Genomic DNA, 23,973 nt, shown 5'->3' with positions numbered 1-23,973 from the left:
GACGGGTCTGTCTAGCGGGGGCGGTGGATATGGGCGCTGTGCACGATGCCGAAGGCGGCCATCAGCACCAGCATGGCCGATCCGCCATAGCTGACCATCGGCAGCGGTACGCCGACGACCGGTGCAAGGCCCATCACCATCGACATGTTCACGGCGAAGAACAAGAAGAAGTTGATAGAGATGCCCAGCGTCACCAGCGACGAGAAGCGGTCGCGCGTGGCGAGCGCCGTGGACAGGCAGAAGACGAGGATCAGAGCGTAGAGGATCAGCAGCGACACGCCGCCGATGAAGCCGAACTCCTCTGCCAGGGTGGTGAAGATGAAATCGGTATGTTTCTCGGGCAGGAAGTTGAGCCGCGATTGCGTGCCCTGCATGAAACCGCGTCCCGACCAGCCGCCCGATCCCAGCGCGATCTTGGACTGGGTGATGTGATAGCCCGCGCCCAGCGGATCGGTGGAGGGGTCGAGGAACGTGTCGATGCGACGGTACTGGTAATCCTTGAGCAGTTGCCAGTCCGTGCCACGACTTTGGAACACGGCCGAGACGAGGCCCACCCCCGCCGCGATCACGGCGGCGAAATAGGCCCAGTGCACGCCGGCAAGGAACATCAGCCCGCCTCCGGCGGTCAACAGCAGGATCGAGGTGCCGAGATCGGGCTGGCGCAGCACGAGGAAGGTCGGCAGAAGGATCATCACCACTGGAACGAGCACCCAGAACGGGCGGGAGGTGCGCGGCGCCGGGAGCCAGTCGTAATAGGCGGCAAGCAGCATAACCAGCGTGATCTTGGTCAGCTCGGACGGTTGCAGGCGCATGAAGCCGAGGTCGATCCAGCGCTGGGCGCCCATGCCGGTGGCGCCGACGAATTCGACCGCGATCAGCAGCACGATCGACAGGCAATAGGCCACCACGGCCATGTTGCGCCAGAACCAGATGGGTACCATCGCCACCGCGCCCATCACCGCAAGCCCGAGGGCAAAGCGTTTCATCTGCGGCTCGGCCCAGGGCGAGAAGGAGCCGCCCGCGACCGAGTAGAGCATGAGAAAGCCCACGCAGGCCGTCGAGATGAGCAGGAGCGTCAGCGGCCAGTTCATGTAGAGAACCTTGCGCAGGCCCGAGGGGGTCGCCTTGACGTTATACTCGAGATAGCTCATGCGCGGTCGCTCTCGTTCGGGCGGGCGCGGGGGCGGCGCTCGCGTTCGAGGCGTTCCTGTTGCGCCTCGATGCGCGAGCGGTCCTTTTGCGGATAGGCGTCGAGCGGCGGCGTGCCGCCATAGAGCGCCTGCAGCAACACGTCGCGCGCCACTGGCGCGGCCGCGCGGGACCCGCCGCCGCCATGTTCGACAACGACCGACACCGCGTAGCGCGGGTTTTCATAGGGCGCGAAGCCCACGAACAGCGCGTGGTCGCGCCGTTCCCACGGCAGATCCTCGTTCCGGATCACGCCCGCGGCACGTTCGGCGGCGGTGATGTTGCGGACCTGGCTGGTGCCGGTCTTGCCCGCCATGCGGTAGGCGTCTTCGATGATGCGGCTGCCATAAGCTGTCCCGCGCCGGTCGTTCGACACCGCGTACATCGCGCGGCGCATCTTGCGCAGGTTGTTCTCGTTCATGCCGAGCGGTTCCCCGGCGCCAGAGGGCTGTTCGATGCCGTTGACCGATTTCACCAGGCGCGGGGCTACCTCGCGCCCGGTGGCGATGCGCGCGGTCATGACCGCCAGTTGCAGCGGCGAGGCCAGCATGTAGCCCTGCCCGATCGAGGCGTTGGCGGTATCGCCCACCAGCCATTCCTGGTCATGCACGCGGCGTTTCCACGCGCGGTCGGGGGCAAGGCCCGCGGCCACGGCCGACATGGGCAGGTCGTGCCGCACGCCAAGACCGAAGCGGTTGGCCATGGCCGAGATCTTGTCGATGCCGACCTTGAGAGCGAGGTCGTAGTAATAGACGTCGCAGCTTTGCTTCAGCGAGTTCTCGAGGTTCACATGACCGTGCCCGCCGCGTTTCCAGCAATGGAACCGGCGGCCGCTGACCTCGAGGAAGCCGGGGCAATAGACCGTTTCGTCGGGGCCGATCAGCCCCTCTTCGAGCGCGGCCATCGCGGTGATCATCTTGAAGGTGGAGCCGGGCGGGTAGACGCCCTGCACCGTCTTGTTGGCAAGCGGGCGGTACTTGTCTTCGGTCAGGCTGCGGTAATCCGGGACCGAGATGCCGCGGACAAAGAGGTTGGGGTCGAAGCTGGGCGCCGAGGAGATGGCGCGCAGATCGCCGGTTTCGCAATCCAGCACGACGGCGGCGGCGCTTTCACCGGCCAGCCGGGCCTGGGTGTATTCCTGCAGGTCGGCGTCGATGGTCAGTTGCAGGTCGGCACCGGGTTCGCCCTCGCGCCGGTCAAGCTCGCGCATGACGCGGCCCGAGGCGTTGACCTCGACCCGCTTGGAGCCCGCCTTGCCGCGCAGGAGCGATTCATGCTTGGCCTCGAGCCCGACCTTTCCGATCTGGAAACGCGGGATGCGCAGCACCGGTTCGGGGTCTTCCAGCTGGTTGAGATCATAGTCGCTGACCGGGCCGACATAGCCCACCACATGGGCCAGGTCCTCGTGCCGGGGATAGACGCGGGTCAGGCCCACCTCGGGCGTGATGCCGGGCAGCGCGGGGGCGTTGACCGCAACGCGGGAGATATCCTCCCACGTGACCTGATCGGCCAGCGTGATGGGCAGGAAGGGCGGCGAGCGGCGCATCTCGGTGCGGGCGCGTTCCAGCTCTTCGGGGTCGAGCTGCACGAGCTGGGCCAGATCGGCGATCACCTTGTCGACGTCGCCGGCATCCTCGGGCACCAGCACGACGCGGTAGGAGGGAATGTTGCGGCCCAGCACGCGCCCCTCGCGGTCGAAGATCTCGCCACGCGTGGGTGGGACCAGGCGGATGTTGATGCGGTTTTCCTCGGCCAGCAGGCGGAACTGGTCGGCCTGATCGACCTGCATGAACCGCATGCGCATGGCCAGCGTGCCGATCATGGCGGCCTGGATACCGCCCACCAGCAGGGCGCGGCGGCTGAAGGTCTTGTGCGTCTGTTCAAGCTCGCGGGGATTGCGTTTCATGAGCGTGCTCCCATCGCTTCGGCCTCGGACGGGGCGAGGCGGCGTACGCCGAAAAGCAGCTGGCTGACCAGCACGACGAGGGGATAGACGGCGATGGTCAGCACCAGCTGGATCACCGTCAGCCAGAACGGGGCCTGTTCCACGGCCGTCAGACCCAGAAGCAGGCGGTTGGCGATGGCGATGACGATCAGGACGAGGCCGACCGAGACCCATTCGCCGAGAAAGCTCGCCTCGCTGAGGCCCGCGCGGTCGGCCTTGAGCCAGGCCGCGCCGCCCACCACCAGCGCCGCCAGAAGGCCGGGCGGACGATGCAGCAGGAGATCGGCGGTCAGCATGACCAGCGCAATGGCTGCGGAGGGGACGAAATCGGGCCGGCGCATCGCCCAGGCAAAGGTCAGCGCGATCAGCAGGTCGGGCGGCGCCCAGTGCCGGGGCACGGTATCGAGCGGCAACAGGTGAAAGAACAGGATCAGCAGCGACAGCCCGAGATAGGCCGCCCGCATCACCCACAGCCGGGAAGGGGACGGGTTAGCCATCGGCGCCTCCGTCATCGGGTGTGACGATGGCGGTTTCGGCCGGGCGGACCGGGCCGACGATACCGCCGGGATCGCCGGGCGTTTCGGTCCCGTGGTGGCGCAGCACGCGCAGGAACTCGAGCCGTTCGTAATCGGCCGAGAGCCGCACGCGCAGCCGCCCGCCGGGATCCTGCGCCACCTGTCCGATCAGGATGCCCGCGGGAAACACCCCGCCATCGCCCGAGGTGATAACCCTGTCGCCGGGGCGCACGAAATCGCGGTTCTCGAGGAAATCGACCAGCGGCGCCGCGCTGTTGTCGCCGACGATCAGCGCGCTCTGGCCCGAGGGCTGGATCGTGGCTGGGATGGCGCTGGCCGGGTCGGTCAGAAGGATCACCCGCGCGGTGTTCTGGCCGACGCCCGAGATGCGCCCGACCAGCCCGATCCCGTCCATCGCGGCCCAGCCATCGACGATGCCGTCGCGCGCGCCCACGTTCAGCAGTACCGATTGCCGGAAGGGCGAGCCGCTATCGGCCATCACGACACCGGTGACATAGGTGAGCCGGGGGTCGAGGCGCACGTTGTTGAGGTCGAGAAGGCGCGCGTTTTCCTGTTCGAGCTGTAGCGCGGCCTCTTTCCACGCGCGCATCTGGCGCAGTTCGCTGCGCAGCTCGCGGTTCTGCTCGCTGAGCGCCTGGTAGCTCTGGAAATCGCGCGCGAGGTTGACGGTGGCGGTGACGGGAACCATCGCCCAGTCCATCGAGGGCACGACCCTGTCGATCACCTGGGCGCGAAAGCGTTCGACACGCGGGCTGTCGATGCGCCAGACGAGGAAGATGCCGACCAGACACAGGAGGACGACCCCCAGCAGCAACCTGCGCAGGGGGCCTGCGAAATCCTCGCGCTGATGGCGGTCCTTGGCCACTTGGCTCCTTCCGTTCGGGTGCGTGCGCCGTGCGTCCGCGCCTCAAAGGGTGGGCGCGTCAGCTGTCGTAGTCAATCGCGTGGCGCAGCTGTTTCTCGTATTCCAGCGCCTTGCCGGTGCCGAGGGCCACGCAGTTGAGGCTTTCATCGGCAATCGACACGGCAAGACCGGTCTGTTCGCGCAGGGCGAGGTCGAGATCGCCCAGAAGCGCGCCGCCACCGGTGAGCATGACGCCGCGGTCGACGATATCGGCGGCCAGGTCGGGCGGCGTGGTCTCCAAAGCGGTCATCACCGCCTCGCAGATCTGCTGGACCGGTTCGGCCAGCGCCTCGGCCACCTGGGCCTGGCTGATCTCGATTTCCTTGGGCACCCCGTTCAACAGGTCGCGGCCGCGGATCTGCATCGAGGCGCCGCGCCCGTCATCGGGCATGCGCGCGGTGCCGATCGAGGTCTTGATGCGCTCGGCGGTGGATTCGCCGATCAGCAGATTCTGCTGGCGGCGCAGGTAGTTGATGATCGCCTCGTCCATCCGGTCTCCGCCAACGCGGACCGAACGGGCGTAGACGATGTCGCCCAGCGACAGCACCGCAACCTCGGTCGTGCCGCCGCCGATATCGACGACCATGTTGCCCGTCGGATCGGTGATCGGCATGCCCGCGCCGATGGCGGCCGCGATGGGTTCGGCGATGAGGCCCGCGCGGCGCGCGCCGGCGCTGAGCACGGATTGGCGGATGGCGCGTTTCTCGACCGGGGTCGCGCCGTGGGGCACGCAGACGATGATCTTGGGCTTGGAGAAGGTCGAGCGCTTGTGCACCTTGCGGATGAAGTGCTTGATCATCTCTTCTGCGGTGTCGAAATCGGCGATGACGCCTTCGCGCATCGGGCGGATCGCCTCGATCGAGCCGGGGGTCCGGCCGAGCATCAGCTTGGCGTCCTCGCCTACGGCGAGCACCTTCTTCACGCCGTCCTTGACGTGATAGGCCACGACCGAAGGCTCGGACAGGATCACGCCGCGGCCCTTCACGTAGACCAGCGTGTTCGCCGTCCCGAGGTCGATGGCCATGTCCGAGGTGAACAGGCCGCTCAAACTATCGAAGATCCCCATCTATGATCCTGCTTGCCAAAGGTCGTCAGAATGCGCCACCGGCGACGCGTGCGGGCTTTTCGAGCCCGTTGGCCCCGCGACTCGGGGGCGCAGGACGTGTGACTTATAGGCCGCGCAAAGCCCATGCGAAAGGTCCATTTCCGGGCAAATCAGCGCGTTTCCGCCTTTCTGCCGTCGGGTCGGCGGCTTGCGAGGGGGCGGCTTTCGCGGTAGCGGGGCAGGAAATCGCGCAGGCAGGGAGATGCCGATGCTGTCCTATCAGCACATCTATCACGCGGGCAACCTGGCCGATATGCACAAGCACGCGCTGCTTGCCGTGGCGTTGGACTACATGACGCGCAAGGCCAAGCCGATGTCCTATGTCGAGACTCATGCGGGGCGCGGCCTGTACCGGCTGGACGCCATGGAGGCGGTCAAGACCGGCGAGGCAGAGGCGGGGCTGGGCCGGGCGCTGGGCGCGGGCTGGTTCGGTGCGGATCATCCCCTGACACGGGTTCTGGAAAAGGTTCGGGCGCGGGAAGGGGCTGCGGCTTATCCCGGCTCTCCGGTGATCGCGGGCGAATTGCTGCGGGCAGGGGATGCGATGCATCTTGCCGAGTTGCATCCGCAGGAAGGCGCGGCGCTGGAGGCGGCGATGGGGCGTTACGGGGCCAATGTGCATCGTCGGGACGGGTACGAGATGGCACAGTCGATTCTGCCGCCGACGCCGCGCCGGGGCGTGGTGCTGATCGATCCGAGCTACGAGATCAAGGCGGAATACGATCGCCTGCCAGGGATCGTCGCGCAGTTGCACCGCAAGTGGAACGTGGGGGTCATCATGCTATGGTACCCGATCCTGGCGGATGCGCGGCACGAGAAGATGGTCGCGGCGCTGGCTGCGCGTGATTTTCCCGGCCCGTTGCATCACGAGGTCCGGTTTCCACCGGCGCGTGAAGGCCATGGCATGATCGGGTCGGGCATGTTCGTCGTGAACGCGCCGTGGGGCCTGTCCGACGAGGCGCAGCGGCTTTCATCCCTTTTCGCGAAACTCTGACGGGCAAGCACTCCCGCCCCTTTCCAGCGCATCAGGGATGCGCGGCAAAGCGTTGGGCCGCGCGCCGCACCCCGGTGGGGCGCGGCGCGGTTGCGCATAGCTGACCAGGTAACGACGCCGATCTTATCGCGCCACCGCGCCGCGTCCGGGACGGGCGCGGCGCCGGGCCCAAAGCCGCAAAGGGAGCCCGGCGGAGCCGGGGTCCCGCGGGTGCGGGAGCCTTCCCCCTTTTCGGCTCGTGTCAGGTGAGATCCTTGTAGCTGATCTCGCGCGCATCGGCACCGGGACCAGCCTTTTCTCGGCGCACGATCAGCCGGTTCAAGGCGTTGATATAGGCCTTGGCCGAGGCGACCACGGTGTCGGTATTGGCCGACTGGCCGGTCGCGATCATGCCGTCCTCTTCAAGCCGTACAGAGACCGTCGCTTGGGCATCGGTGCCTTCGGTGACGGCGTGAACCTGGTAGAGTTGCAGGTGGGCCTTGTTGGGATGCAGCGCTCGGATCGCCTTGAAGGTCGCGTCAACCGGCCCGTCGCCATGTTCGGTGGCGGTGACGTCCTTGCCGTCGATCTCCATCTCGACGGTGGATTCGGCCGGCCCCCCGGTGCCGCAGACGACCTTCATCGAGACGAGTTGCAGATGGTCGTTCTCGGCATCCGCGGCGGTGCGCATGAGCGCGAGGATGTCGTCGTCAAACACCTCTTTCTTGCGGTCGGCCAATTCCTTGAACCGCACGAAGATGTCCTTGAGCTGGTTGTCGCCGACCTCGTATCCGAGGTTTTCGAGCTTGTCGCGGAGCGCGGCGCGGCCCGAATGCTTGCCCAGTGGCAGCGAGGTTCCGGCGAGGCCGACATCCTCGGGGCGCATGATCTCGAAATTCTCGCGATTCTTGAGCATGCCGTCCTGGTGGATGCCCGATTCGTGCGCAAAAGCATTCTTGCCCACGATCGCCTTGTTGAACTGGACCGGGAAGCCCGAGACGGTCGAGACGCGGCGCGAGATATGCATGATCTTGGTGGTGTCGACACCCGTGTGCCACGGCATGATGTCGTGGCGGGTCTTGAGCGCCATCACCACCTCTTCGAGAGCGGTGTTGCCGGCGCGTTCGCCAAGGCCGTTGATCGTGCATTCGATCTGGCGCGCGCCGCCGGCGACGGCGGCCAGCGCGTTGGCCGTCGCCATGCCCAGGTCGTTGTGGCAGTGGGTGGCAAAGATCACCTCGTCCGCGCCGGGAACGGTCTCGATCAGGCGGCGGATCAGGTCGGCGGATTCGACCGGCGCGGTGTAGCCCACCGTGTCGGGAATGTTGATCGTGGTGGCGCCCGCCTTGATCGCGATCTCGATCACGCGGCAAAGGTAATCCCACTCGGTGCGCGTGGCGTCCATCGGCGACCATTGCACGTTGTCACAGAGGTTTCGGGCGTGGGTCACCGTTTCGTGGATCTTTTCGGCCATCTCGTCCTGGGTGAGGTTCGGAATGGCGCGATGCAGCGGCGAGGTGCCGATGAAAGTGTGGATGCGTGGCTTGCCTGCGTTCCGGACCGCCTCCCAGCAGCGGTCGATATCGGCTGCGTTGGCGCGGGCCAGGCCGCAGATCACCGCATCCTTCGAGCGTTTCGCGATCTCGCTCACGGCTTTGAAATCGCCTTCGGAGGCGATCGGGAAGCCTGCCTCGATGATGTCGACGCCCATCTCGTCGAGCAGTTCGGCGATCTCGAGCTTTTCATCATGTGTCATGGTGGCGCCGGGGCTTTGTTCGCCGTCGCGCAGGGTGGTGTCGAAAATCAGGACGCGGTCCTGTTCGGTCGCTGCTTGGGTCATCTCCGGGGTCTTTCGTCTTTGATGCTGAAACCTGTTGGGTGCGTTTGGCGCGCAGGCGTCCTCCTCTGAGCGGGCGCGCCGGGTGGCACGCTCAGAGGCGGATTAGGATCAGCAGGCCGCGCAGAACCGCGCCCGGACGGGCGGCGGCGGAGGATATGGATGCGCGTGCGATCATGCCGCGACGTTATACCGAGGGCGAGGCGATTGAAAAGGGCGAAATCGCCCGATTGCCGCTTGCACGTTCGTGCCGCGGTTCGTGGGCCCGCCGTTTCCGGTGCGCAGCGAGAAGAAGGATTGAAGCCGCGCCTTTTCCCGCTAGCTGGCGCGACATGAAAAATGCATTGGTTATCGGTGCGTCGGGCGGAATCGGCTCGGCGCTGGTGGAGGCGCTGGAGGTGCGCGGGGTTTCCGTCACGGGATTGAGCCGGTCGCGTGATGGGCTGGACCTGACCGACGAGGGAAGCGTCGCGCGGGTGCTGGGGGGGCTCGACGGGCCGTTCGATTTGGTGATCGTGGCCTCTGGTGCGCTGGAGATCGCCGGGGCGGAGCCCGAGAAAACCATCCGCGCGATTGATGCGCAGGCGATGATGGATCAGTTCGCGCTGAATGCGGTTGGGCCGGCGCTGGTGCTGCGCGAGGCGGGGCGGCTGTTGCCGCGCGAGGAGCGGACGGTCTTTGCCGTGTTGTCGGCGCGCGTGGGCTCCATCGGGGACAACCGGATCGGTGGCTGGATCAGCTACCGGGCGGCCAAGGCCGCGGTGAACCAGATCGTGCATACGGCCGCCATCGAGCTGGCGCGGACGCATAAGAAGGCGGTCTGTGTCGCGCTGCATCCGGGCACGGTCGCCACGGAATTCACGCGGAAATACCTGGGCCGGCATCCGGCGGTCGAACCGGCGGCTGCGGCCGGGAAACTGCTGGGGGTGATCGACGGGCTGACACCGAACGAGACGGGACTGTTTTTCGACTGGGCCGGCAAGCGGGTGGAGTGGTGACGCGGCTGGTACTTGTGCTGGGCGATCAGTTGACGCCCACTCTTTCGGCCTTGCGCGAGGGCGACAGGGGGCGCGACCTTGTCGTGATGGCCGAGGTAGCCGACGAGGCGGGATACGTGCCGCACCACCCCAAGAAGATCGCGCTGATCTTTGCCGCCATGCGCAAGTTTGCCGATGAATTGCGCGACGAGGGATGGCAGGTCGCCTATACCCGGCTGGACGATCCCGAGAATGGCGGCTCGATCCCGTCCGAGTTGTTGCGCCGGGCCGAGGAGGCCGGTGCGTCCGAGGTGCTGGTCACGACACCGGGGGAGTGGCGGTTGATCGACGCGCTGAAGCACACGCCGCTCAAGACGCGGTTCCACGCCGATGACCGGTTCATCTGTTCGGGGCAGGAGTTCCGCGACTGGGCCGAAGGGCGCAAGGCGCTCAGGATGGAGTATTTCTATCGCGAGATGCGGCGCAAGACGGGCCTGCTGATGGATGGCGACAAGCCCGAGGGCGGCGAGTGGAACTATGACAGCGAGAACCGCAAGCCGCCGCCCGAGGGGATCGAACGGCAGCGGGTGATGCATTTCACGCCGGATGAGACGGTCGAAGAGGTGCTGGACCTCGTCGAGGACCGGTTCGGCGACAATTTCGGCACGCTGCGCCCTTTCTGGTTCGCGACCGAGCGGGGGCAGGCGCGGCGGGCCTGTTCACAATTCATGCGTGAGGCGCTGCCGAAATTCGGCGATTACCAGGACGCGATGATGCGGGGGGAGCACTTCCTCTATCACGCGGTGATCTCGCTTTACATGAACCTTGGCCTGCTGGACCCGCTGGAGGTGTGCCGCGACGCGGAGACGGAGTATCGCGAGGGGCGCGCGCCGCTCAATGCGGTTGAGGGGTTCATCCGGCAGATCCTGGGCTGGCGGGAATACGTGCGGGGGATCTATTTCCTGGAAGGGCGCGACTATACCGCGCGCAACGGGCTTGGGCACAAACGCGCGCTGCCGCCGCTTTACTGGGGTGCGGAAACCAGGATGCGCTGTTTGTCCGAGGCGGTGGGGCAGACGCGGGACGAGGCCTATGCCCACCATATCCAGCGGCTGATGGTGACGGGCAATTTCGCGCTGCTGGCCGGGGTGGATCCGGCCGAGGTGCATGAATGGTACCTGGCGGTGTATGCGGATGCCTATGAATGGGTGGAGGCGCCCAACACGGTCGGCATGAGCCAGTTCGCCGATGGCGGGGTGATCGCGTCGAAACCCTATGTCTCGTCGGGTAATTACATCAACAAGATGTCGGATTACTGCAAAGGCTGCGACTATGTCGTCAGCCGCAAGACGGGCGAGGGGGCCTGCCCGTTCAACCTGCTCTACTGGCATTTCCTCGACCGGCATCGCGACCGGTTCGAGGGCAATCCGCGCATGGCGCAGATGTACCGGACGTTTGACCGGATGGATGCCGACCGGCGCGAAACGGTGCTGAAAGAGGCAGGCGCGTTCCTGAAACGGATGGACGCGGGCGAGGTCGTATAGGCCGCTTTGACGGGGGCGTTGGCGGGGTCAGAGCCGCCAAGCCGTGTGCGAATGCCGGTCAGCCGTCGTTCTGGGCGCTGCCGGTTTCGCCGTCGCGTTCGAGCGCGCCATTGTCCCACGTGCCCGTCTCTTCCTGTCCGCTGGCATAGCGCATGGTGCCTTCGCCCTGCCGCTTGCCATTGCGGAACTGCCCTTCGTAGACATCGCCATTGGCGTAGGTGGCAGTGCCCCTGCCGCTGATCTTGCCGCCCTCCCACTGGCCGGAATAGGTGAAGCCGTCGGCCATCACGATCTCGCCCTCGCCCTGGCGCTGCCCGTCGACATAATCGCCGATATAGACCGACCCGTCGGGATAGGTGGCCTTGCCCTTGCCGTGTCGCACGCCGTCCTGCCAGTCGCCCTCGTAGCGGTATCCGTCGGCATAGGTCATCACGCCCTGGCCGTGGTTCTTGGCGTTACGGAACTCGCCCTCGTAGACGATGCCGTTGGCGTATCGGGCGGTGCCGGTGCCCTCGATCACGCCGGCGACCCACTCGCCTTCGTAGGTGGAGCCGTCGGGATAGGTGATCTTGCCCACGCCATGCGCCAGATCGTCGAGAAACGCGCCTTCGTAGATCGAGCCGTCGGGATAGGTCACGCGGCCTTCACCTTCGATTTGTCCTTCGATCCAGGACCCGGTGTAGAGATAGCCATCGGTCCCGGTGAACGTGCCCTGGCCATGACGACGGTCGTCGAGAAAGTCGCCCTCGTAGACATCGCCGTTGGCATATGTGACGCGGCCGATCCCTTCGCGCCGGCCGGCGACGAGTTCGCCCTCGTAGACATCGCCGTTGGGCTGGGTCAGGCGGCCTTCGCCTTCGATCTGGCCATTGATCCACGTGCCGACATAGATCAGCCCGTCGGGCAGTTCGAGCGTGCCCTCGCCGTGGCGCTGACCTGCCTTGACCTCGCCCTCGTAGACGGCGCCGTCGGGATAGGTGATCTTGGCCGTGCCGTCCTTTTGCCCATCGGTCCAGTCGCCGTCATAGACATAGCCGCCGGGGCTGGTCATCACGCCCGCGCCATGATGCTGGGCGTTTCGGAAGCCACCCTCGTAGCGGACGCCGTTGGCGTAGACGGCGATGCCGGGGCCGTTGATCACGCCCTCGGACCATTCGCCCTCGTAGGTGCCTCCGTCGGCGAAGGTGATCTTGCCGATGCCGTGGGGTTTGCCCTTGGCAAACTCGCCCTCGTAGACCGAGCCGTTGGGAAAGCGTGCGACGCCGCGGCCCTTGATCTCTCCGTCCACCCAGTCGCCGGTGTATTCGTACCCGTTGGGCAGGCGGTATGTGCCGGTACCGTGTTGCAGCCCGCCGCGGAATGTCCCTTCGTAGACGCCGCCGATATCGTCCTCGGTGGTGAGGATCTGGCCGTCCTGTGCAAGCGCGGGCGCCGCGCCTGCGAGCAGGAGGGCTGTGGCGATGGAAGCGGTAAGTTTCTGCATGGCTGGCGTCTTGTCCCCGTCTGCTGAAATCTGCCCATGCCTGCCGTGATCTCGGCGCTCACGCGCGGTAGGGTTTTGGGCGAAATTACGGCACGGGACAGGCGGGGGCAACGTCTTTTGCCGCATTTGCCTTTTCCTCACAGCGTGATCTGCTAAATCGGGCGGAAAGTTCAGGCGCAAGGGGGCGGCATGGCCGAGCGTTTCCGCATCACTCTGGCACAGCTCGACCCGGTGGTCGGCGATATCGACGGCAACGCCGCCAAGGCGCGCGCCGCATGGGACGCCGGCCGCGACGCGGGGGCGGACCTGGTCGCGACCACCGAGATGTTCATAACCGGGTACAATGCGCAGGACCTGGTGATGAAGCCCGCCTTTCACCGTGCGGCGATGGCGGCAGTCGAGGCGCTGGCGCGCGACTGTGCCGACGGCCCGGCGCTGGCCATCGGTGGGCCGTGGGCCGAGGATGGCAAGCTCTATAATGCCTACCTGATCTCCCGGGGTGGGAAGGTCGCGGCAAAGGTCTTCAAGCACGAATTGCCGAATGAAACGGTATTCGACGAGGTACGCATCTTTGATGCCGGTCCGTTGGGCGGACCTTATGCCGTGGGTAACGTACGCGTCGGTTCCCCGATCTGCGAGGACAGCTGGCACCCGGACGTGGCCGAGACGTTGGCCGAAACGGGGGCGGAGTTCCTGCTGGTGCCCAATGGCTCTCCCTATTACCGGCACAAGCTTGACGTGCGGGTGACCCACATGGTGTCGCGCGTGATCGAGACGGGATTGCCGCTGATCTATCTCAACATGGTTGGCGGGCAGGATGACCAAGTGTTCGACGGCGGCAGCTTTGGGCTGAATCCGGGCGGAGGGCTGGCATTCCGCCTGCCGGTTTTCGACGAAGTGGTGAGCCATGTCGATCTGGAGCGCGGGCCGGAGGGGTGGCGTATCCTTCCTGGCGAGATCGCGCCGCAGCCCGACGAATGGGAGCAGGATTACCGCGTGATGGTACAAAGCCTGCGCGACTACATGCGCAAGACCGGCTTTCGCAAGGTGCTGCTGGGTCTTTCGGGAGGCGTGGACTCCGCGCTGGTCGCGGCGATCGCCGTTGACGCGCTGGGGCCCGAAAACGTGCGGTGCGTGATGCTGCCGTCGGAATACACCAGCTCCGAGTCGCTGGAGGATGCCGAGGGCGTCGCCAAGGCGCTGGGCGTGCGCTACGACTATGTGCCCATCGGACCGGCCCGCGCGGCAGTTACCGAAACGCTGGCACCGCTGTTCGAGGGGACCGAGCCGGGGCTGACCGAGGAGAACGTCCAGTCACGCCTTCGTGGCCTGCTGCTGATGGCGCTGTCAAACAAGTTCGGCGAGATGCTGCTGACCACCGGCAACAAGTCCGAGGTGGCGGTCGGCTATGCCACGATCTATGGCGACATGGCAGGCGGCTACAACCCGATCAAGGACCTGTACAAAACCCGCGTTTTCGAGACCTGCCGCTGGCGCAACGATCATCATCGCGAGTGGATGATGGGCCCGGCGGGAGAGGTGATTCCGCCCCGCATGATCGAGAAGCCGCCAAGCGCCGAGCTGCGCGAAGACCAGAAAGACAGCGACAGTCTGCCAGATTATCCGGAATTGGATGCCATTCTGGAAACGCTGGTGGATCGCGACGGTTCGGTGGCCGACGCGGTGGCGCTCGGCTTTGACCGCGAGACGGTCAAAAAGGTCGAAAATTTGATTTATATTAGCGAATACAAGCGCTTCCAGTCGGCACCTGGGGCACGGCTGACCAAGCGTGCCTTTTGGCTGGACCGCCGATATCCCATCGTAAATCGCTGGCGCGACCCTTCCTGACATCGCTTTTCGGCGCATTGCACTCGGGCCTTGCCCCGGAATGTGGCACATTCTGGGCAAGGCCGCGGCGATGCGGGGGCAAACCCGGCCGAATTGTGACGACTGTCGAAAGGGGTACGAAGAATGTCCTATGCGGAATACGGATCGCTGTACGGAAAGCCCGGTGTCCAGCCTCTGAAATCCCCCGCGCGCGTTTATGACGACGCGGAAACAGAAAAAGCGGTGAAATCCCTGTTGCAGGAAACCGCGGCCAAACACGCCGCGCTGGACCAGCGGGGATTTGATGCGCCGCAGTCGCAGCGCGCGATGCCGCTGCGCAAGGGCGGGGCGAGGGCATCCGCGTCGACCGGACGCGCGCCGCGTCGCGGGCCAAGCCTGAAACTGAGCGGCGCAATCGGCCTGCTGGCGGTGACGCTGGCCTTTCCCCTTCTTCTTCCGGCGCTTTTCCTGCTGTGCCTTGTGGCGGGCGGGATTGCCTGGGCGGTGTTGGGCCGGGACAAGGCCGAAGCGATGGCACGCAAACGGGCGCCTCGGCTGGTGCGTGGTGTCGAACGCCTGAAGGCCCGGGTAACGGAAATGATCGCCGGAGAGCCGCACGAGCTGCCCGAAAAGATGCTCGAGGATCCGTTCGACCGGCTGGCCGAGCGGCTGCGGGAAGGCTGAATCCGCGGGCGCGCTGCCGGTCATTGCGCGGCGGCCACAGTCGCGGCGGATTTGCGCCGCGACAACGCGAATTGGGCTTTGCTTGCGGGGCCACGCCGGTATTGCTGCGCTACCTGTAACCTCGTGCGGTGACCTTGATGCCGGGCCCCAAGCCCTCTTCCTTCGAGCCTGATCTTTCGCTTCCCAAACGTGTGGACGTCGTGGTGATCGGCGGAGGCATCATCGGCGCCTCGACCGCGCTGGAACTGGCCGAGCGGGGGCAGTCTGTCCTGCTGTGCGAGAAAGGCCAGATCGGGGGCGAGCAAAGCTCGCGCAACTGGGGCTGGGTGCGGCTGGGGATGCGCGATCCCCGCGAAATTCCCTTGATGATCGAGGCGCTGCGCCTGTGGAAAGGGCTCGATGCCCGGTTGGGCCGCGAGACAGGTTATCGGCAGACCGGTATCCTGTTCGGCTGTGCAACGGATCGTGACCTGGCGGATCATCAACGCTGGATGCGCAACCTCGAACCGTACCAGGCGCAGGCCGCGATCGTTTCGGGCAAAGCGCTTGACGCGTTGCTGCCGGGAAACGAGCTGCCGCTCAAGGGCGCGCTGCACACGCCGGGCGATGGCCGGGCCGAGCCGCAATGGGCCGCACCGGCGATCGCCGAGGGGGCGCGGGACCGCGGCGCGACGGTGATGACCGGATGCGCGGTGCGCAGCGTCGAGACCGCCGCGGGGCGGATCTCGGGCGTGATGACCGAGCGCGGCCGGGTAAGTTGTGACGCGGTGGTGCTGGCAGGCGGGGCATGGTCCAGGCTTTTTGCCGGAAACGCCGGGATCTTCCTGCCGCAGCTCAAGGTACTGAACACCGTCATGCGGACCTCTCCGGTCGAAGACGGGCCCGCGCCCGCCCTGTGGTCCGGAGGATTTGCGATCCGCAAGCGCGCCGATGGCGGATACACCGTGGCGAGCGGGACCGAGAACATGGTCGACCTCGTTCCCGACAGTTTCCGGCTGGCGTGGCGGTTCCTGCCGGCCTTTGCGCAGGATTGGCGATCTTTGCGCTTTCGCCTTGGAAGGCGCTGGGCGGAAGAGGCGCGCGAACCCCGTCGGTGGGCACCTGCGGAGGTTACCCCGTTCGAACGATGCCGGGTGCTGGACCCGGAGCCGTCGGAAAAGGTGTTGCGACGCGCATGGGCCGAGGCGCGCAAGGCGTTCCCGGCGCTGGACCGTGCCGAGATCGTGCAAAGCTGGGCCGGCATGATCGACGTGACCCCGGATGCCATCCCCGTGATCTCGGGTGTCGATGATCTGCCGGGGATGTTCATCGCGACCGGTTTTTCCGGCCACGGTTTCGGTATTGGCCCCGGGGCGGGACGGTTGATGGCGGACCTCGTGACGGGGGTGGTCCCATGCGTGGATCCGCAGGCCTTCCGCCTGTCACGATTTACGGACGGATCGAAGGTGCGCCCGGATCCGGGGTACTGACCCGGGCGCCGCGATCCGGGCGTCAGCCCATCATCTGGTAGCTGACGGGAACGAAGCGGAACCCGTCACCGCGCGCCTCGACATACCCGGCGGCGGGGAATGGCATGTGGTATCCGATCATCGGGATGCGATCCGCGGCGAGCATGCCGAGAATGCGCCGGCGGGATTCGGTCGCGGCCGCCTTGTCCATGTCAAAGCTCACCTCCCATTCGGGATGGGCGAAGGTCCAGACATAGTGGTTGGCAAGGTCAGCTGTGAGGATCAGCTGCTGGCCACCGCTTTCGAGGCGATAGGCCATGTGCCCCGGCGTGTGACCGAAGGCGGCCACAGCGGTAAGGCCGGGGGCCACTTCTCCACCATCCTCGATAAAGCTCATCTTCTCGGCCATCGGCGTGACCTTTTGGGCGACCATGTCACCGACACGGTTGCCCGCTTCCATCCCCGACCAGAAATCGTACTCGGCCGAGGCGGTGACGTAGCTGGCATTGGGGAAGGTGGCCGCGTCGCCGGTCGTCATCCCGCCGATGTGATCGGGGTGCATGTGGGTCAGGACGACGATGTCGATATCCTCGGGGGACTTGCCGGCCTCGGCGAGGGCTTTCTGGATGCCGCCCTGGCCCAGGCCGGTGTCGAAGAGCACATGCTGCCCCCCGGTTTCCACCAGCGTCGGCGTAAAGAAGAACTGCGCCATGTCGGCGGGGATGAAGTTCTGCTGCGATACCTCTTCGAAGGCTTCCTGCGTGGCGCCACCGCCGAAGATATCCTTGACCCCGTCACGCGTGACGGTGCCGTCGAGAAGCGTTGTGACGGTCATGTCACCCAGCATGAAACTGCGCGCATGCGGCAAAGCCGCGCCGCCTTCGCCGGCAGAATGCGACGCGGCGAGGGTAGGGCCGGCCATAGCGGCGAGGGGCAGAGCGGCACCGCCGGTCAGAGCGGCACGGCGGGTCAGGTCCATGGTCATTTCAATATCTCCTGTTGGGGCTTTCCTTTGCGTAAGCTAGGGTTGTGACTGGATCAGGCCACTGTTCGTTTCTGCGATAGGGGATGTGCGTCAGGGCGCAGGGTGAGAGGGCGGACATGGGCGAAAACAAGACACGGCCGACGAACGTGGATGTCGATTCCTTCATCGCCACTCTCGATCCGCCTCGCAGGGTTGACGAGGCGCGCCGCCTCGACGCGGTGTTTCGCGATGCAACCGGGTTCGTGCCGCAGATCTGGGGCGAGGGTATCGTCGGCTATGGGCGCTACCACTATCACTATGCTAGTGGCCGCGAAGGCGACTTTCTTGCCACGGGCTTTGCGCCGCGCAAGGCGCGACATTCGATCTACATCATGCCCGGTTATGCTGATTTCGGTGAAATCCTGCGCAGGATCGGCAAGCACCGGACAGGAAAGTCCTGCCTTTACGTCAACAAGCTTGAGGATATCGACATTGATGTCCTTGCTGAGCTGATCCGCGCGGGGCTTGCTGATCTGGCGCGTCGATGGCCGGTGAAGCCGGTCTAGGGAGGCTCCCGCACCCGCGCGCCTCCGGTAGGGCCGGAGCCGCTGGCGGCTTTGGGCCGGGCGCCGTGCCCTTGCGTGCACGGCGCGGTCGCGATCCCGGATACGAGGCACGCCAGATCAGGTCGCGGAGTCGCGCCGCGCATTGCGCGGCGCCCGGCCCAACGCCTTGGCGTGCATCCACGATGCATGCCAAGGGGACGGGAGCCCTTGTTCACAGGGCCATCGCTGGACAACGGGGCGTCTCTGTGACAAGAGCCGCGGCAACAGGAGATCGTCGATGACCACCACCCGTTTCGCCCCCTCGCCCACCGGATACATCCATGTCGGCAACCTGCGCACTGCGCTGATGAACTGGCTGATCGCCCGCAAGGAGGGTGGCACATTCATCCTGCGGATCGACGATACCGATCCGGAACGGTCGAAAGAAGAGTATGTTGACGCGATCAAGCAGGACCTCGAATGGCTGGGCTTGACCTGGGACCGCGTCGAGCGGCAGTCGGAGCGGTTGGACCGCTATCACGCCGCGGCTGACCGACTGCGCGAGATCGGGCGGTTCTACGAGGCCTTCGAGACCCCGACCGAGTTGGACCTCAAGCGCAAGAAACAGCTGAACATGGGTCGCCCGCCGGTTTATGATCGCGCCGCGTTGTCGCTGTCCGACGAAGAAAAGGCGCGCCTGCGCGCAGAGCGTGGGGACGGTGTCTGGCGGTTCAAGCTGGATCACGAGCGGATCGAGTGGGAGGATGGCATTCTGGGCCCCGTTTCCATCGACGCTGCTTCGGTTTCGGACCCTGTGCTGATCCGTGGCGATGGGCAGTTCCTCTACACGCTTGCGTCGGTCGTCGACGATACCGAGATGGGTGTCACACACGTCGTGCGCGGGTCCGACCACGTCACCAATACGGCGACGCAGATCCAGATCATCGAGGCGTTGGGCGGCACCGTCCCGCAGTTTGCCCATCATTCGTTGTTGACCGGCCCGCAGGGCGAGGCCTTGTCAAAGCGGCTGGGCACTCTGGCATTGCGCGACCTGCGTGCACAGGGTGTGCAGCCCTATGCCTTGTTGTCGCTGATGGCGCGCCTTGGTTCGGCAGACCCGGTCGAGCTGCGCACCGAGATGGGACAGTTGATCGACGGGTTTGACGTGAGACGCTTTGGTGCGGCGCCAACCAAGTTCGACGTAAACGACCTCTTCCCGCTGACGGCGCATTACCTGCAGGCATTGTCGGCCGAGGACGTGGCCGACCGGTTGGAGGCGCTGGGCATTCCCGAGGAGATCCGGGCGCCGTTCTGGTCGATGGCGCGTGGCAATATCCAGACGCTGAACGACCTTGAGGCGTGGTGGATCCTTTGCCGCGACGGTGCCGAGCCGCTGATCGACGAAGAGGACCGCGCGTTCGTGGAACAGGCAATGACATTGCTGCCCGAGGGCCCGCTGGACGAGTCGAGCTGGGGCAGCTGGACCGCCGCCGTCAAGGAGGCGACCGGCCGTAAGGGCAAAGGCCTGTTCATGCCACTGCGCAAGGCGCTGACGGGGCAAGAGCGCGGGCCTGAAATGGCTGCGCTGCTGCCTCTGTTGCAGAATATCCGCGCCCGCGGTTGACCTGCGCTGCCTTCGTCGCCGGCCACGCGGGCGGCGACGCAAGGGTCAGGTCGATTTGACCAGCGACGCGCCCAGGCGGGCGAGGCGGTCATCGACGAAGCCCTGTTCCTGTTCGGTCAGAACCCTGTGGCGAGGATAGCGCGGCTCGGCCCGGTCGTTCAGGATCGGGCTGTCCCACCCTTCGGTCGTGGCGAAGAAGCGGTCGGCCCCATCTGGTCCGAAGACCCGCAGGTAGCCCTGGACCACGACATCGAGATAGCTGAGCAGAATGGGGTAGTTGCGGGACGGAACCCTGTGCCGGCCTTCGGGCACGGCATAGACCGCGATATCGGCATCCTCCGTCAGGGTGTGCGTGACGGATGAGGTCACACCAACGCGATCATAGGCCCATTCACGTTCATCCAGAGCGGCCCAGTCATCGTTCGGGACATGGGCGATCATGCCCTCGATTTCGGCACCTTCGACCGGGATCGCGGTGAGAAAGGCAACGGGGCGCAGGTCGGTGTGGCGCCATGCCCGTTTCCAGCCGGACAGAACCGCCGGTCGCGGGTCCGGGAAATCGTGGGTGGAGGTGTTCACGAGGCTGCCATAGCCAAAGAAGTAGGGATCTGCCATGCGCCCTGCCTGCCTTTGCCTATTGATGTATGTCAAACCGTTTTTTCCCGCGTCATGCGACAAGGATGTGCCGCTGCCGCGGGAGGAGTCGACATGCGCATCACGAAACGGACAAATATTGCAATTCGCCTGCTGATGTACTGCGCCGCGCATCAGGACCGGCTGGTCACGAAATCCGAGATCGCCGAGGTCTGCAACATCTCGGAAAACCATCTGGCGCAGGTCATCAACCAGTTGAGCCAGCTCGATTACCTGAACACACAGCGCGGCCGGAACGGCGGGATGACGCTGGCACGACCGGCAAGCCAGATCCGGATCGGCGATGTCTTCCGCTCTATCGAGGGGGGCTTGCCCTTGGCAGAGTGCTTTGCCGATGCCGACAATACATGCCCGTTGACCAAGGCCTGTCGTCTCAGGGTGGCCCTGCAGGACGCGGCTGTCGCTTTTTATGCCTCGCTGGACGAGATCACGCTGGATGCGCTTGTCTGTGACAATGACGCGTTGCTCAAGATCCTTCAGCCGGTGCAGTGCGCGCGCTGATCAATCGTTCGCGCGCAAGATTCGGGCGGGCCGCACGGCCAGTGGTCGCCAGGCAAAGGCGAGCCCGGCTGCAAGCGTGATGCCGATGCCGCCCAGGACGATGGCAAGGGCCGAGGGCCAGATCACCGCGAAATCCGTGTCGAGGATGAAGGTGCTGACTGCCCAGCCGCCAAGGATGCCAGCCGCCAGTGCCACGATACCCGCAGCGGCGCCGAGAAGCGTGGCGCGCAGGGCAAAACTCATCAGGATGCGCTGCCGTGCCGCGCCGAGCGTTTTGAGGACCGCAGCTTCGTAACGTCGAGCGCCTTCGCCTGCGGCGGCAGCCCCGATCAGGACGAGGAAACCGGTCAGAAGCGATGCCGCAGCCCCGTATGACGTGGCGGCGGCCAGCCCGGCCAACAGGTCGGCCACGCGATCGATCGCATCGCGCACGCGGATCGCGGTGATGTTGGGAAACTGCCCGGCAAGGTCGCGCAGGATCGCGGCCTCGGCCTGAGGTTCGGCATAGACGGTCGCGATGAAGCTGTGCGGAGCGCCGGCAAGCGCGCCGGGGTTCATCGACATGATGAACCCGATGCCAGCGGTGGAAAAATCGACCTCGCGGAACGATGCGACCGTGGCGGTGATATCCCGGCCAAGGATGTTGACCGTCAGCGTGTCGCCCAGTGAGAGGCCCATTTCCTCGGCCTCTTCGGCGGCAAAGCTGACAAGCGGCGGGCCGTCATACCCGTCGGGCCACCATTCGCCTTCTGTCAGGCGCGTATCGGGCGGCAGGTCGGCTGAGTAGGTGACGCCCCTGTCACCTTCGAGCACCCAGTGATTGCCCGCCACCTCGCTGGCGGGGCGGTCGTTGATACGGGTGATGATGCCGCGCAGCATGGGCGCGCTTTCCACCTTGTCGACAGCCGGATCGCCGTTCAGCCGCTCGGTGAAGCCGGGCATCTGGTCCTTCTGGATGTCGACGAAGAAATAGGAGGGTGCGACCTCGGGCAGATCGCCGGAGATGGCATTGCGCAGGTTGCCGTCGATCTGTCCCACGGCGGCGAGAACAGACAGGCCAAGGCCCAGCGAAAGGACGACGGAACCTGCCCCTTCGCCGGGACCCGAGATCGCGGCGAGAGCCCAGCGTAGGGCAGGGCGCCCGCGCGCGGCAGGGGCTGTCGCACGGGCCAGCCTGCGAATGGCCAGCGCCGAGAGGGCAAGAAGGAGCAGCGCGCCCGTGATGCCGCCGAAGGTCCACAACGTGAGCCATGTAGATCCGCTGAACCATGCCGCCGCACCGATCAGCAGGGCAAGCCCGAAGCCCGTCACCAGCAGGTATCGCCCGCGTGGCAGCAGGTTCGCCGAGGATAGCGCATCGCGGAAAAGGGTCGCGGCGCGGACCTCCTCGGCCCGGGCAAGCGGCCAGAGCGTGAACAGAAGTGCAGTGAGCAACCCGTATAGGGCGGCTTCGGCCAGCGGGGTGGGATAGATGGCGAAAGCGGCCGGAATCGGAAGCCGCGCCTCGATCAGCGGGGCGAGGAAGAGCGGCGCAAGCGCCCCAAGGACAAGCCCGATCGCGATGCCCGCGAGGGAGAGCAAGCCAATTTGCAGGAAATAAGTTTGAAAGATGGTGGCGCGATCTGCGCCGAGCGTACGCAAGGTCGCGATGGTCGATGTCTTGCCGGCAAGATAGGCACGCACGGCGGCCGAGACCCCGACGCCGCCCACAGCAAGCCCGGCGAGCCCCACGAGGATGAGGAAGGCACCGAGCCGCGCGACGAATTCGGCCACGCCGGGCGCCCCGTTGCGCGCGTCGCGCCAGCGCATGCCGGATTCGGCAAAGGCGGTGCGCGCCTCCTGCGCCGTTGCCGACAGATCCGCCGCCTGGGGCAGATCCATCCGGTACTTGGTCGAAAACAGGGTGCCGGGGGCAAGCAGCCCCGAGGTGGCAAGCGCCTCGGTCCGGACCAGCGTGCGGGGGCCCAGCCCGAAACCACCTGCGGCGCCATCGGGTTCATGCTCCAGCGCGGCCATCAGGACAAAGTCCTGCGTCCCGAGGCGAAAGACGTCACCGGGCGTCAGGGCCAACCGGTCGCTCAGTGCGCGTTCCATCACTGCGCCGGGCAGGCCGCCGGTTCCCGACATCGCCTCGTCCAGCGGCATAGGCGGGTCGAGCTCGACTGCGCCGATCAGCGGATAGGCCGAGTCGATTGCCTTGACCTGCGTCAGCCCGCGTTCCGTTTCGCCATCGCGCTCGACGACCGCCATGGAGCGGAAATCGGCCACCTCGCTGACGGCAAGGGCGGCCTCCTCCATCCAGGCGCGTTCGGCCTCGGTGGCAAAGCGATAGGTGAATTCCATCTCGGCATCGCCGCCGAGCAGTGCCGCGCCTTCGCGCGCCAACCCGGCCTCGATGCTTGCGCGAACCGTTCCCACCGCAGCAATGGCCGCAACCCCAAGGGCAAGGCAGGCGAGGAAGATCCGAAACCCCTGCAGGCCGCCGCGCAGCTCACGACGGGCGAAACGGGCGGCGAGGCGCAGGCTCATTCGGCGGCCTCACGCTCCGGTTCGGCGACGCGGCCGTCACGCAGGCGGATCGTCCGGTCGCAGCGATGCGCAAGGGTGTGGGAGTGCGTTACCAGCACCAGCGTCGCCCCGTGCCGGTCGCGCAGACCGAAGAGCAGATCGATGATCGCCGCGCCATTGGATTCGTCAAGATTTCCGGTCGGCTCGTCGGCCAGCAGGATCTCGGGGCGCGGGGCCGAGGCGCGCGCCAGCGCAACGCGCTGCTGCTCGCCGCCGGACAGCTGCGCGGGATAGTGGCCCGCGCGATGCGAGAGGCCGACCGCCTCAAGCTCGGCCTCGGCGCGGGCGAAGGCGTCGGAATGGCCGGCCAGTTCCAGCGGCGTGGCCACATTCTCGAGCGCGGTCATCGTGGGAATCAGGTGAAAGCTCTGGAACACGACGCCCATGTGATCGCGTCGGAACCGGGCGAGCGCGTCTTCGTCCATCGCGGTCAGGTCGTGGCCCAAGGCACGGATCGTTCCGCCCGTGGCGCGCTCCAATCCGCCCATCAACATCAGGAGCGAGGACTTGCCCGACCCGGACGGCCCGACGAGGCCCAGCGTTTCTCTCCTGTCGACGGCAAGCGTGATCCCGTGCAGGATATCGACGCGCCCGGCATTGCCATCCAGCGACAATGCGGCATCTTCGAGGGTGAGCACGGGGTCGGTCACGTGGGCGGCCTCCTTG

Annotated in this window: 20 protein-coding genes; 9 read left to right on the top strand and 11 right to left on the bottom strand. The window is 66.0% G+C overall.

Annotation, left to right across the window (positions count from 1 at the left end):
- Positions 1–11: 11 nt before the first annotated feature.
- The 5 genes from rodA to ACFORG_RS01175 are packed head-to-tail and all read right to left on the bottom strand — an operon-like array spanning position 12 to position 5,639.
- Complete coding sequence (gene rodA / locus ACFORG_RS01195; protein ID WP_386733546.1) at positions 12–1,151, bottom strand: rod shape-determining protein RodA; 1,140 nt, start codon at positions 1,149–1,151, stop codon at positions 12–14.
- Positions 1,148–3,094 carry a penicillin-binding protein 2 gene (mrdA, locus tag ACFORG_RS01190; RefSeq protein ID WP_386733545.1) on the bottom strand — a complete coding sequence of 649 codons (1,947 nt, stop codon included), beginning with the start codon at positions 3,092–3,094 and terminating at the stop codon, positions 1,148–1,150. The genes rodA and mrdA overlap by 4 nt, the downstream gene beginning before the upstream one ends.
- A complete protein-coding gene (locus ACFORG_RS01185; protein WP_386733544.1) occupies positions 3,091–3,630 on the bottom strand; it encodes a rod shape-determining protein MreD in 540 nt (179 codons plus the stop codon). Before ACFORG_RS01185 ends, mrdA begins: the two co-directional genes overlap by 4 nt.
- A complete protein-coding gene (gene mreC / locus ACFORG_RS01180; RefSeq protein ID WP_386733543.1) occupies positions 3,623–4,534 on the bottom strand; it encodes a rod shape-determining protein MreC in 912 nt (303 codons plus the stop codon). Before mreC ends, ACFORG_RS01185 begins: the two co-directional genes overlap by 8 nt.
- 58 nt (positions 4,535–4,592) lie before the next feature.
- Positions 4,593–5,639 (bottom strand): rod shape-determining protein, encoded by a 1,047-nt coding sequence (locus tag ACFORG_RS01175; protein ID WP_386733542.1) that lies wholly within the window; start codon positions 5,637–5,639, stop codon positions 4,593–4,595.
- A gap of 247 nt (positions 5,640–5,886) precedes the next feature.
- On the opposite strand from ACFORG_RS01175, the gene ACFORG_RS01170 reads away from it, so the two are divergent.
- Complete coding sequence (locus tag ACFORG_RS01170) at positions 5,887–6,672, top strand: 23S rRNA (adenine(2030)-N(6))-methyltransferase RlmJ (RefSeq protein ID WP_386733541.1); 786 nt, start codon at positions 5,887–5,889, stop codon at positions 6,670–6,672.
- A 241-nt stretch (positions 6,673–6,913) separates the two neighbouring features.
- On the opposite strand, the gene ACFORG_RS01165 is transcribed toward ACFORG_RS01170, so the two are convergent.
- A complete protein-coding gene (locus ACFORG_RS01165) occupies positions 6,914–8,491 on the bottom strand; it encodes a 2-isopropylmalate synthase (RefSeq protein WP_386733540.1) in 1,578 nt (525 codons plus the stop codon).
- 329 nt (positions 8,492–8,820) lie between these two features.
- Between ACFORG_RS01165 and ACFORG_RS01160 the strand changes: the two genes are divergently transcribed.
- The gene (locus tag ACFORG_RS01160; protein ID WP_386733539.1) at positions 8,821–9,486 is read left to right on the top strand and encodes an SDR family NAD(P)-dependent oxidoreductase; all 666 of its coding nucleotides are present in this window, start codon (positions 8,821–8,823) and stop codon (positions 9,484–9,486) included.
- Entirely contained in the window at positions 9,480–11,009 is a 1,530-nt protein-coding gene (locus ACFORG_RS01155) for a cryptochrome/photolyase family protein (RefSeq protein WP_386733538.1), read from the top strand. The genes ACFORG_RS01160 and ACFORG_RS01155 overlap by 7 nt, the downstream gene beginning before the upstream one ends.
- Positions 11,010–11,067: 58 nt before the next feature.
- On the opposite strand, the gene ACFORG_RS01150 is transcribed toward ACFORG_RS01155, so the two are convergent.
- Entirely contained in the window at positions 11,068–12,492 is a 1,425-nt protein-coding gene (locus ACFORG_RS01150) for an MORN repeat-containing protein (protein WP_386733537.1), read from the bottom strand.
- Positions 12,493–12,681: 189 nt separating this feature from the next.
- Between ACFORG_RS01150 and ACFORG_RS01145 the strand changes: the two genes are divergently transcribed.
- From ACFORG_RS01145 to ACFORG_RS01135, 3 genes are all read left to right on the top strand, one after another.
- On the top strand, positions 12,682–14,340 hold the full coding sequence (locus ACFORG_RS01145) for an NAD+ synthase (protein ID WP_386733536.1): 1,659 nt from the start codon (positions 12,682–12,684) through the stop codon (positions 14,338–14,340).
- 123 nt (positions 14,341–14,463) lie between these two features.
- Entirely contained in the window at positions 14,464–15,003 is a 540-nt protein-coding gene (locus ACFORG_RS01140) for a hypothetical protein (RefSeq protein WP_386733535.1), read from the top strand.
- Between the two features lie 137 nt (positions 15,004–15,140).
- Complete coding sequence (locus ACFORG_RS01135; protein ID WP_386733534.1) at positions 15,141–16,472, top strand: NAD(P)/FAD-dependent oxidoreductase; 1,332 nt, start codon at positions 15,141–15,143, stop codon at positions 16,470–16,472.
- Between the two features lie 22 nt (positions 16,473–16,494).
- Here the strand turns inward: ACFORG_RS01135 and ACFORG_RS01130 are convergent, their stop codons facing one another.
- Positions 16,495–17,436, bottom strand: coding sequence for an MBL fold metallo-hydrolase (locus tag ACFORG_RS01130; RefSeq protein WP_386733533.1), 942 nt, complete (start codon positions 17,434–17,436; stop codon positions 16,495–16,497).
- A gap of 116 nt (positions 17,437–17,552) precedes the next feature.
- Here ACFORG_RS01130 and ACFORG_RS01125 point away from each other — a divergent pair, with 116 nt between their 5' ends.
- On the top strand, positions 17,553–17,981 hold the full coding sequence (locus ACFORG_RS01125; RefSeq protein WP_386733532.1) for a DUF1801 domain-containing protein: 429 nt from the start codon (positions 17,553–17,555) through the stop codon (positions 17,979–17,981).
- A gap of 277 nt (positions 17,982–18,258) precedes the next feature.
- Positions 18,259–19,584 carry a glutamate--tRNA ligase gene (gene gltX, locus ACFORG_RS01120; RefSeq protein ID WP_386733531.1) on the top strand — a complete coding sequence of 442 codons (1,326 nt, stop codon included), beginning with the start codon at positions 18,259–18,261 and terminating at the stop codon, positions 19,582–19,584.
- Positions 19,585–19,629: 45 nt separating this feature from the next.
- On the opposite strand, the gene ACFORG_RS01115 is transcribed toward gltX, so the two are convergent.
- A complete protein-coding gene (locus tag ACFORG_RS01115; RefSeq protein ID WP_386733530.1) occupies positions 19,630–20,199 on the bottom strand; it encodes a gamma-glutamylcyclotransferase family protein in 570 nt (189 codons plus the stop codon).
- A gap of 93 nt (positions 20,200–20,292) precedes the next feature.
- On the opposite strand from ACFORG_RS01115, the gene ACFORG_RS01110 reads away from it, so the two are divergent.
- Positions 20,293–20,739, top strand: a complete 447-nt coding sequence (locus ACFORG_RS01110) for an RrF2 family transcriptional regulator (protein ID WP_386733529.1) — start codon at positions 20,293–20,295, stop codon at positions 20,737–20,739.
- On the opposite strand, the gene ACFORG_RS01105 is transcribed toward ACFORG_RS01110, so the two are convergent.
- Positions 20,740–23,268, bottom strand: a complete 2,529-nt coding sequence (locus ACFORG_RS01105; protein ID WP_386733528.1) for an ABC transporter permease — start codon at positions 23,266–23,268, stop codon at positions 20,740–20,742.
- Positions 23,265–23,957, bottom strand: coding sequence for an ABC transporter ATP-binding protein (locus ACFORG_RS01100; protein WP_386733891.1), 693 nt, complete (start codon positions 23,955–23,957; stop codon positions 23,265–23,267). Before ACFORG_RS01100 ends, ACFORG_RS01105 begins: the two co-directional genes overlap by 4 nt.
- Positions 23,958–23,973 lie beyond the last annotated feature (16 nt).

The organism is Lutimaribacter marinistellae (genome assembly GCF_042648365.1).
Lineage (GTDB): Bacteria > Pseudomonadota > Alphaproteobacteria > Rhodobacterales > Rhodobacteraceae > Lutimaribacter_A > Lutimaribacter_A marinistellae.
This window is presented reverse-complemented; position numbering and strand designations above follow the sequence as displayed.

What these genes read in the sequence shown, in the direction of transcription:
- rodA (WP_386733546.1), bottom strand. Translation starts at nt 1,151, where the DNA reads ATGAGCTATCTCGAGTATAACGTCAAGGCGACCCCCTCGGGCCTGCGC.
- mrdA (WP_386733545.1), bottom strand. Translation starts at nt 3,094, where the DNA reads ATGAAACGCAATCCCCGCGAGCTTGAACAGACGCACAAGACCTTCAGC.
- ACFORG_RS01185 (WP_386733544.1), bottom strand. Translation starts at nt 3,630, where the DNA reads ATGGCTAACCCGTCCCCTTCCCGGCTGTGGGTGATGCGGGCGGCCTAT.
- ACFORG_RS01175 (WP_386733542.1), bottom strand. Translation starts at nt 5,639, where the DNA reads ATGGGGATCTTCGATAGTTTGAGCGGCCTGTTCACCTCGGACATGGCC.
- ACFORG_RS01170 (WP_386733541.1), top strand. Translation starts at nt 5,887, where the DNA reads ATGCTGTCCTATCAGCACATCTATCACGCGGGCAACCTGGCCGATATG.
- ACFORG_RS01165 (WP_386733540.1), bottom strand. Translation starts at nt 8,491, where the DNA reads ATGACCCAAGCAGCGACCGAACAGGACCGCGTCCTGATTTTCGACACC.
- ACFORG_RS01160 (WP_386733539.1), top strand. Translation starts at nt 8,821, where the DNA reads ATGAAAAATGCATTGGTTATCGGTGCGTCGGGCGGAATCGGCTCGGCG.
- ACFORG_RS01150 (WP_386733537.1), bottom strand. Translation starts at nt 12,492, where the DNA reads ATGCAGAAACTTACCGCTTCCATCGCCACAGCCCTCCTGCTCGCAGGC.
- ACFORG_RS01145 (WP_386733536.1), top strand. Translation starts at nt 12,682, where the DNA reads ATGGCCGAGCGTTTCCGCATCACTCTGGCACAGCTCGACCCGGTGGTC.
- ACFORG_RS01140 (WP_386733535.1), top strand. Translation starts at nt 14,464, where the DNA reads ATGTCCTATGCGGAATACGGATCGCTGTACGGAAAGCCCGGTGTCCAG.
- ACFORG_RS01135 (WP_386733534.1), top strand. Translation starts at nt 15,141, where the DNA reads ATGCCGGGCCCCAAGCCCTCTTCCTTCGAGCCTGATCTTTCGCTTCCC.
- ACFORG_RS01130 (WP_386733533.1), bottom strand. Translation starts at nt 17,436, where the DNA reads ATGACCATGGACCTGACCCGCCGTGCCGCTCTGACCGGCGGTGCCGCT.
- ACFORG_RS01125 (WP_386733532.1), top strand. Translation starts at nt 17,553, where the DNA reads ATGGGCGAAAACAAGACACGGCCGACGAACGTGGATGTCGATTCCTTC.
- gltX (WP_386733531.1), top strand. Translation starts at nt 18,259, where the DNA reads ATGACCACCACCCGTTTCGCCCCCTCGCCCACCGGATACATCCATGTC.
- ACFORG_RS01115 (WP_386733530.1), bottom strand. Translation starts at nt 20,199, where the DNA reads ATGGCAGATCCCTACTTCTTTGGCTATGGCAGCCTCGTGAACACCTCC.
- ACFORG_RS01110 (WP_386733529.1), top strand. Translation starts at nt 20,293, where the DNA reads ATGCGCATCACGAAACGGACAAATATTGCAATTCGCCTGCTGATGTAC.
- ACFORG_RS01105 (WP_386733528.1), bottom strand. Translation starts at nt 23,268, where the DNA reads ATGAGCCTGCGCCTCGCCGCCCGTTTCGCCCGTCGTGAGCTGCGCGGC.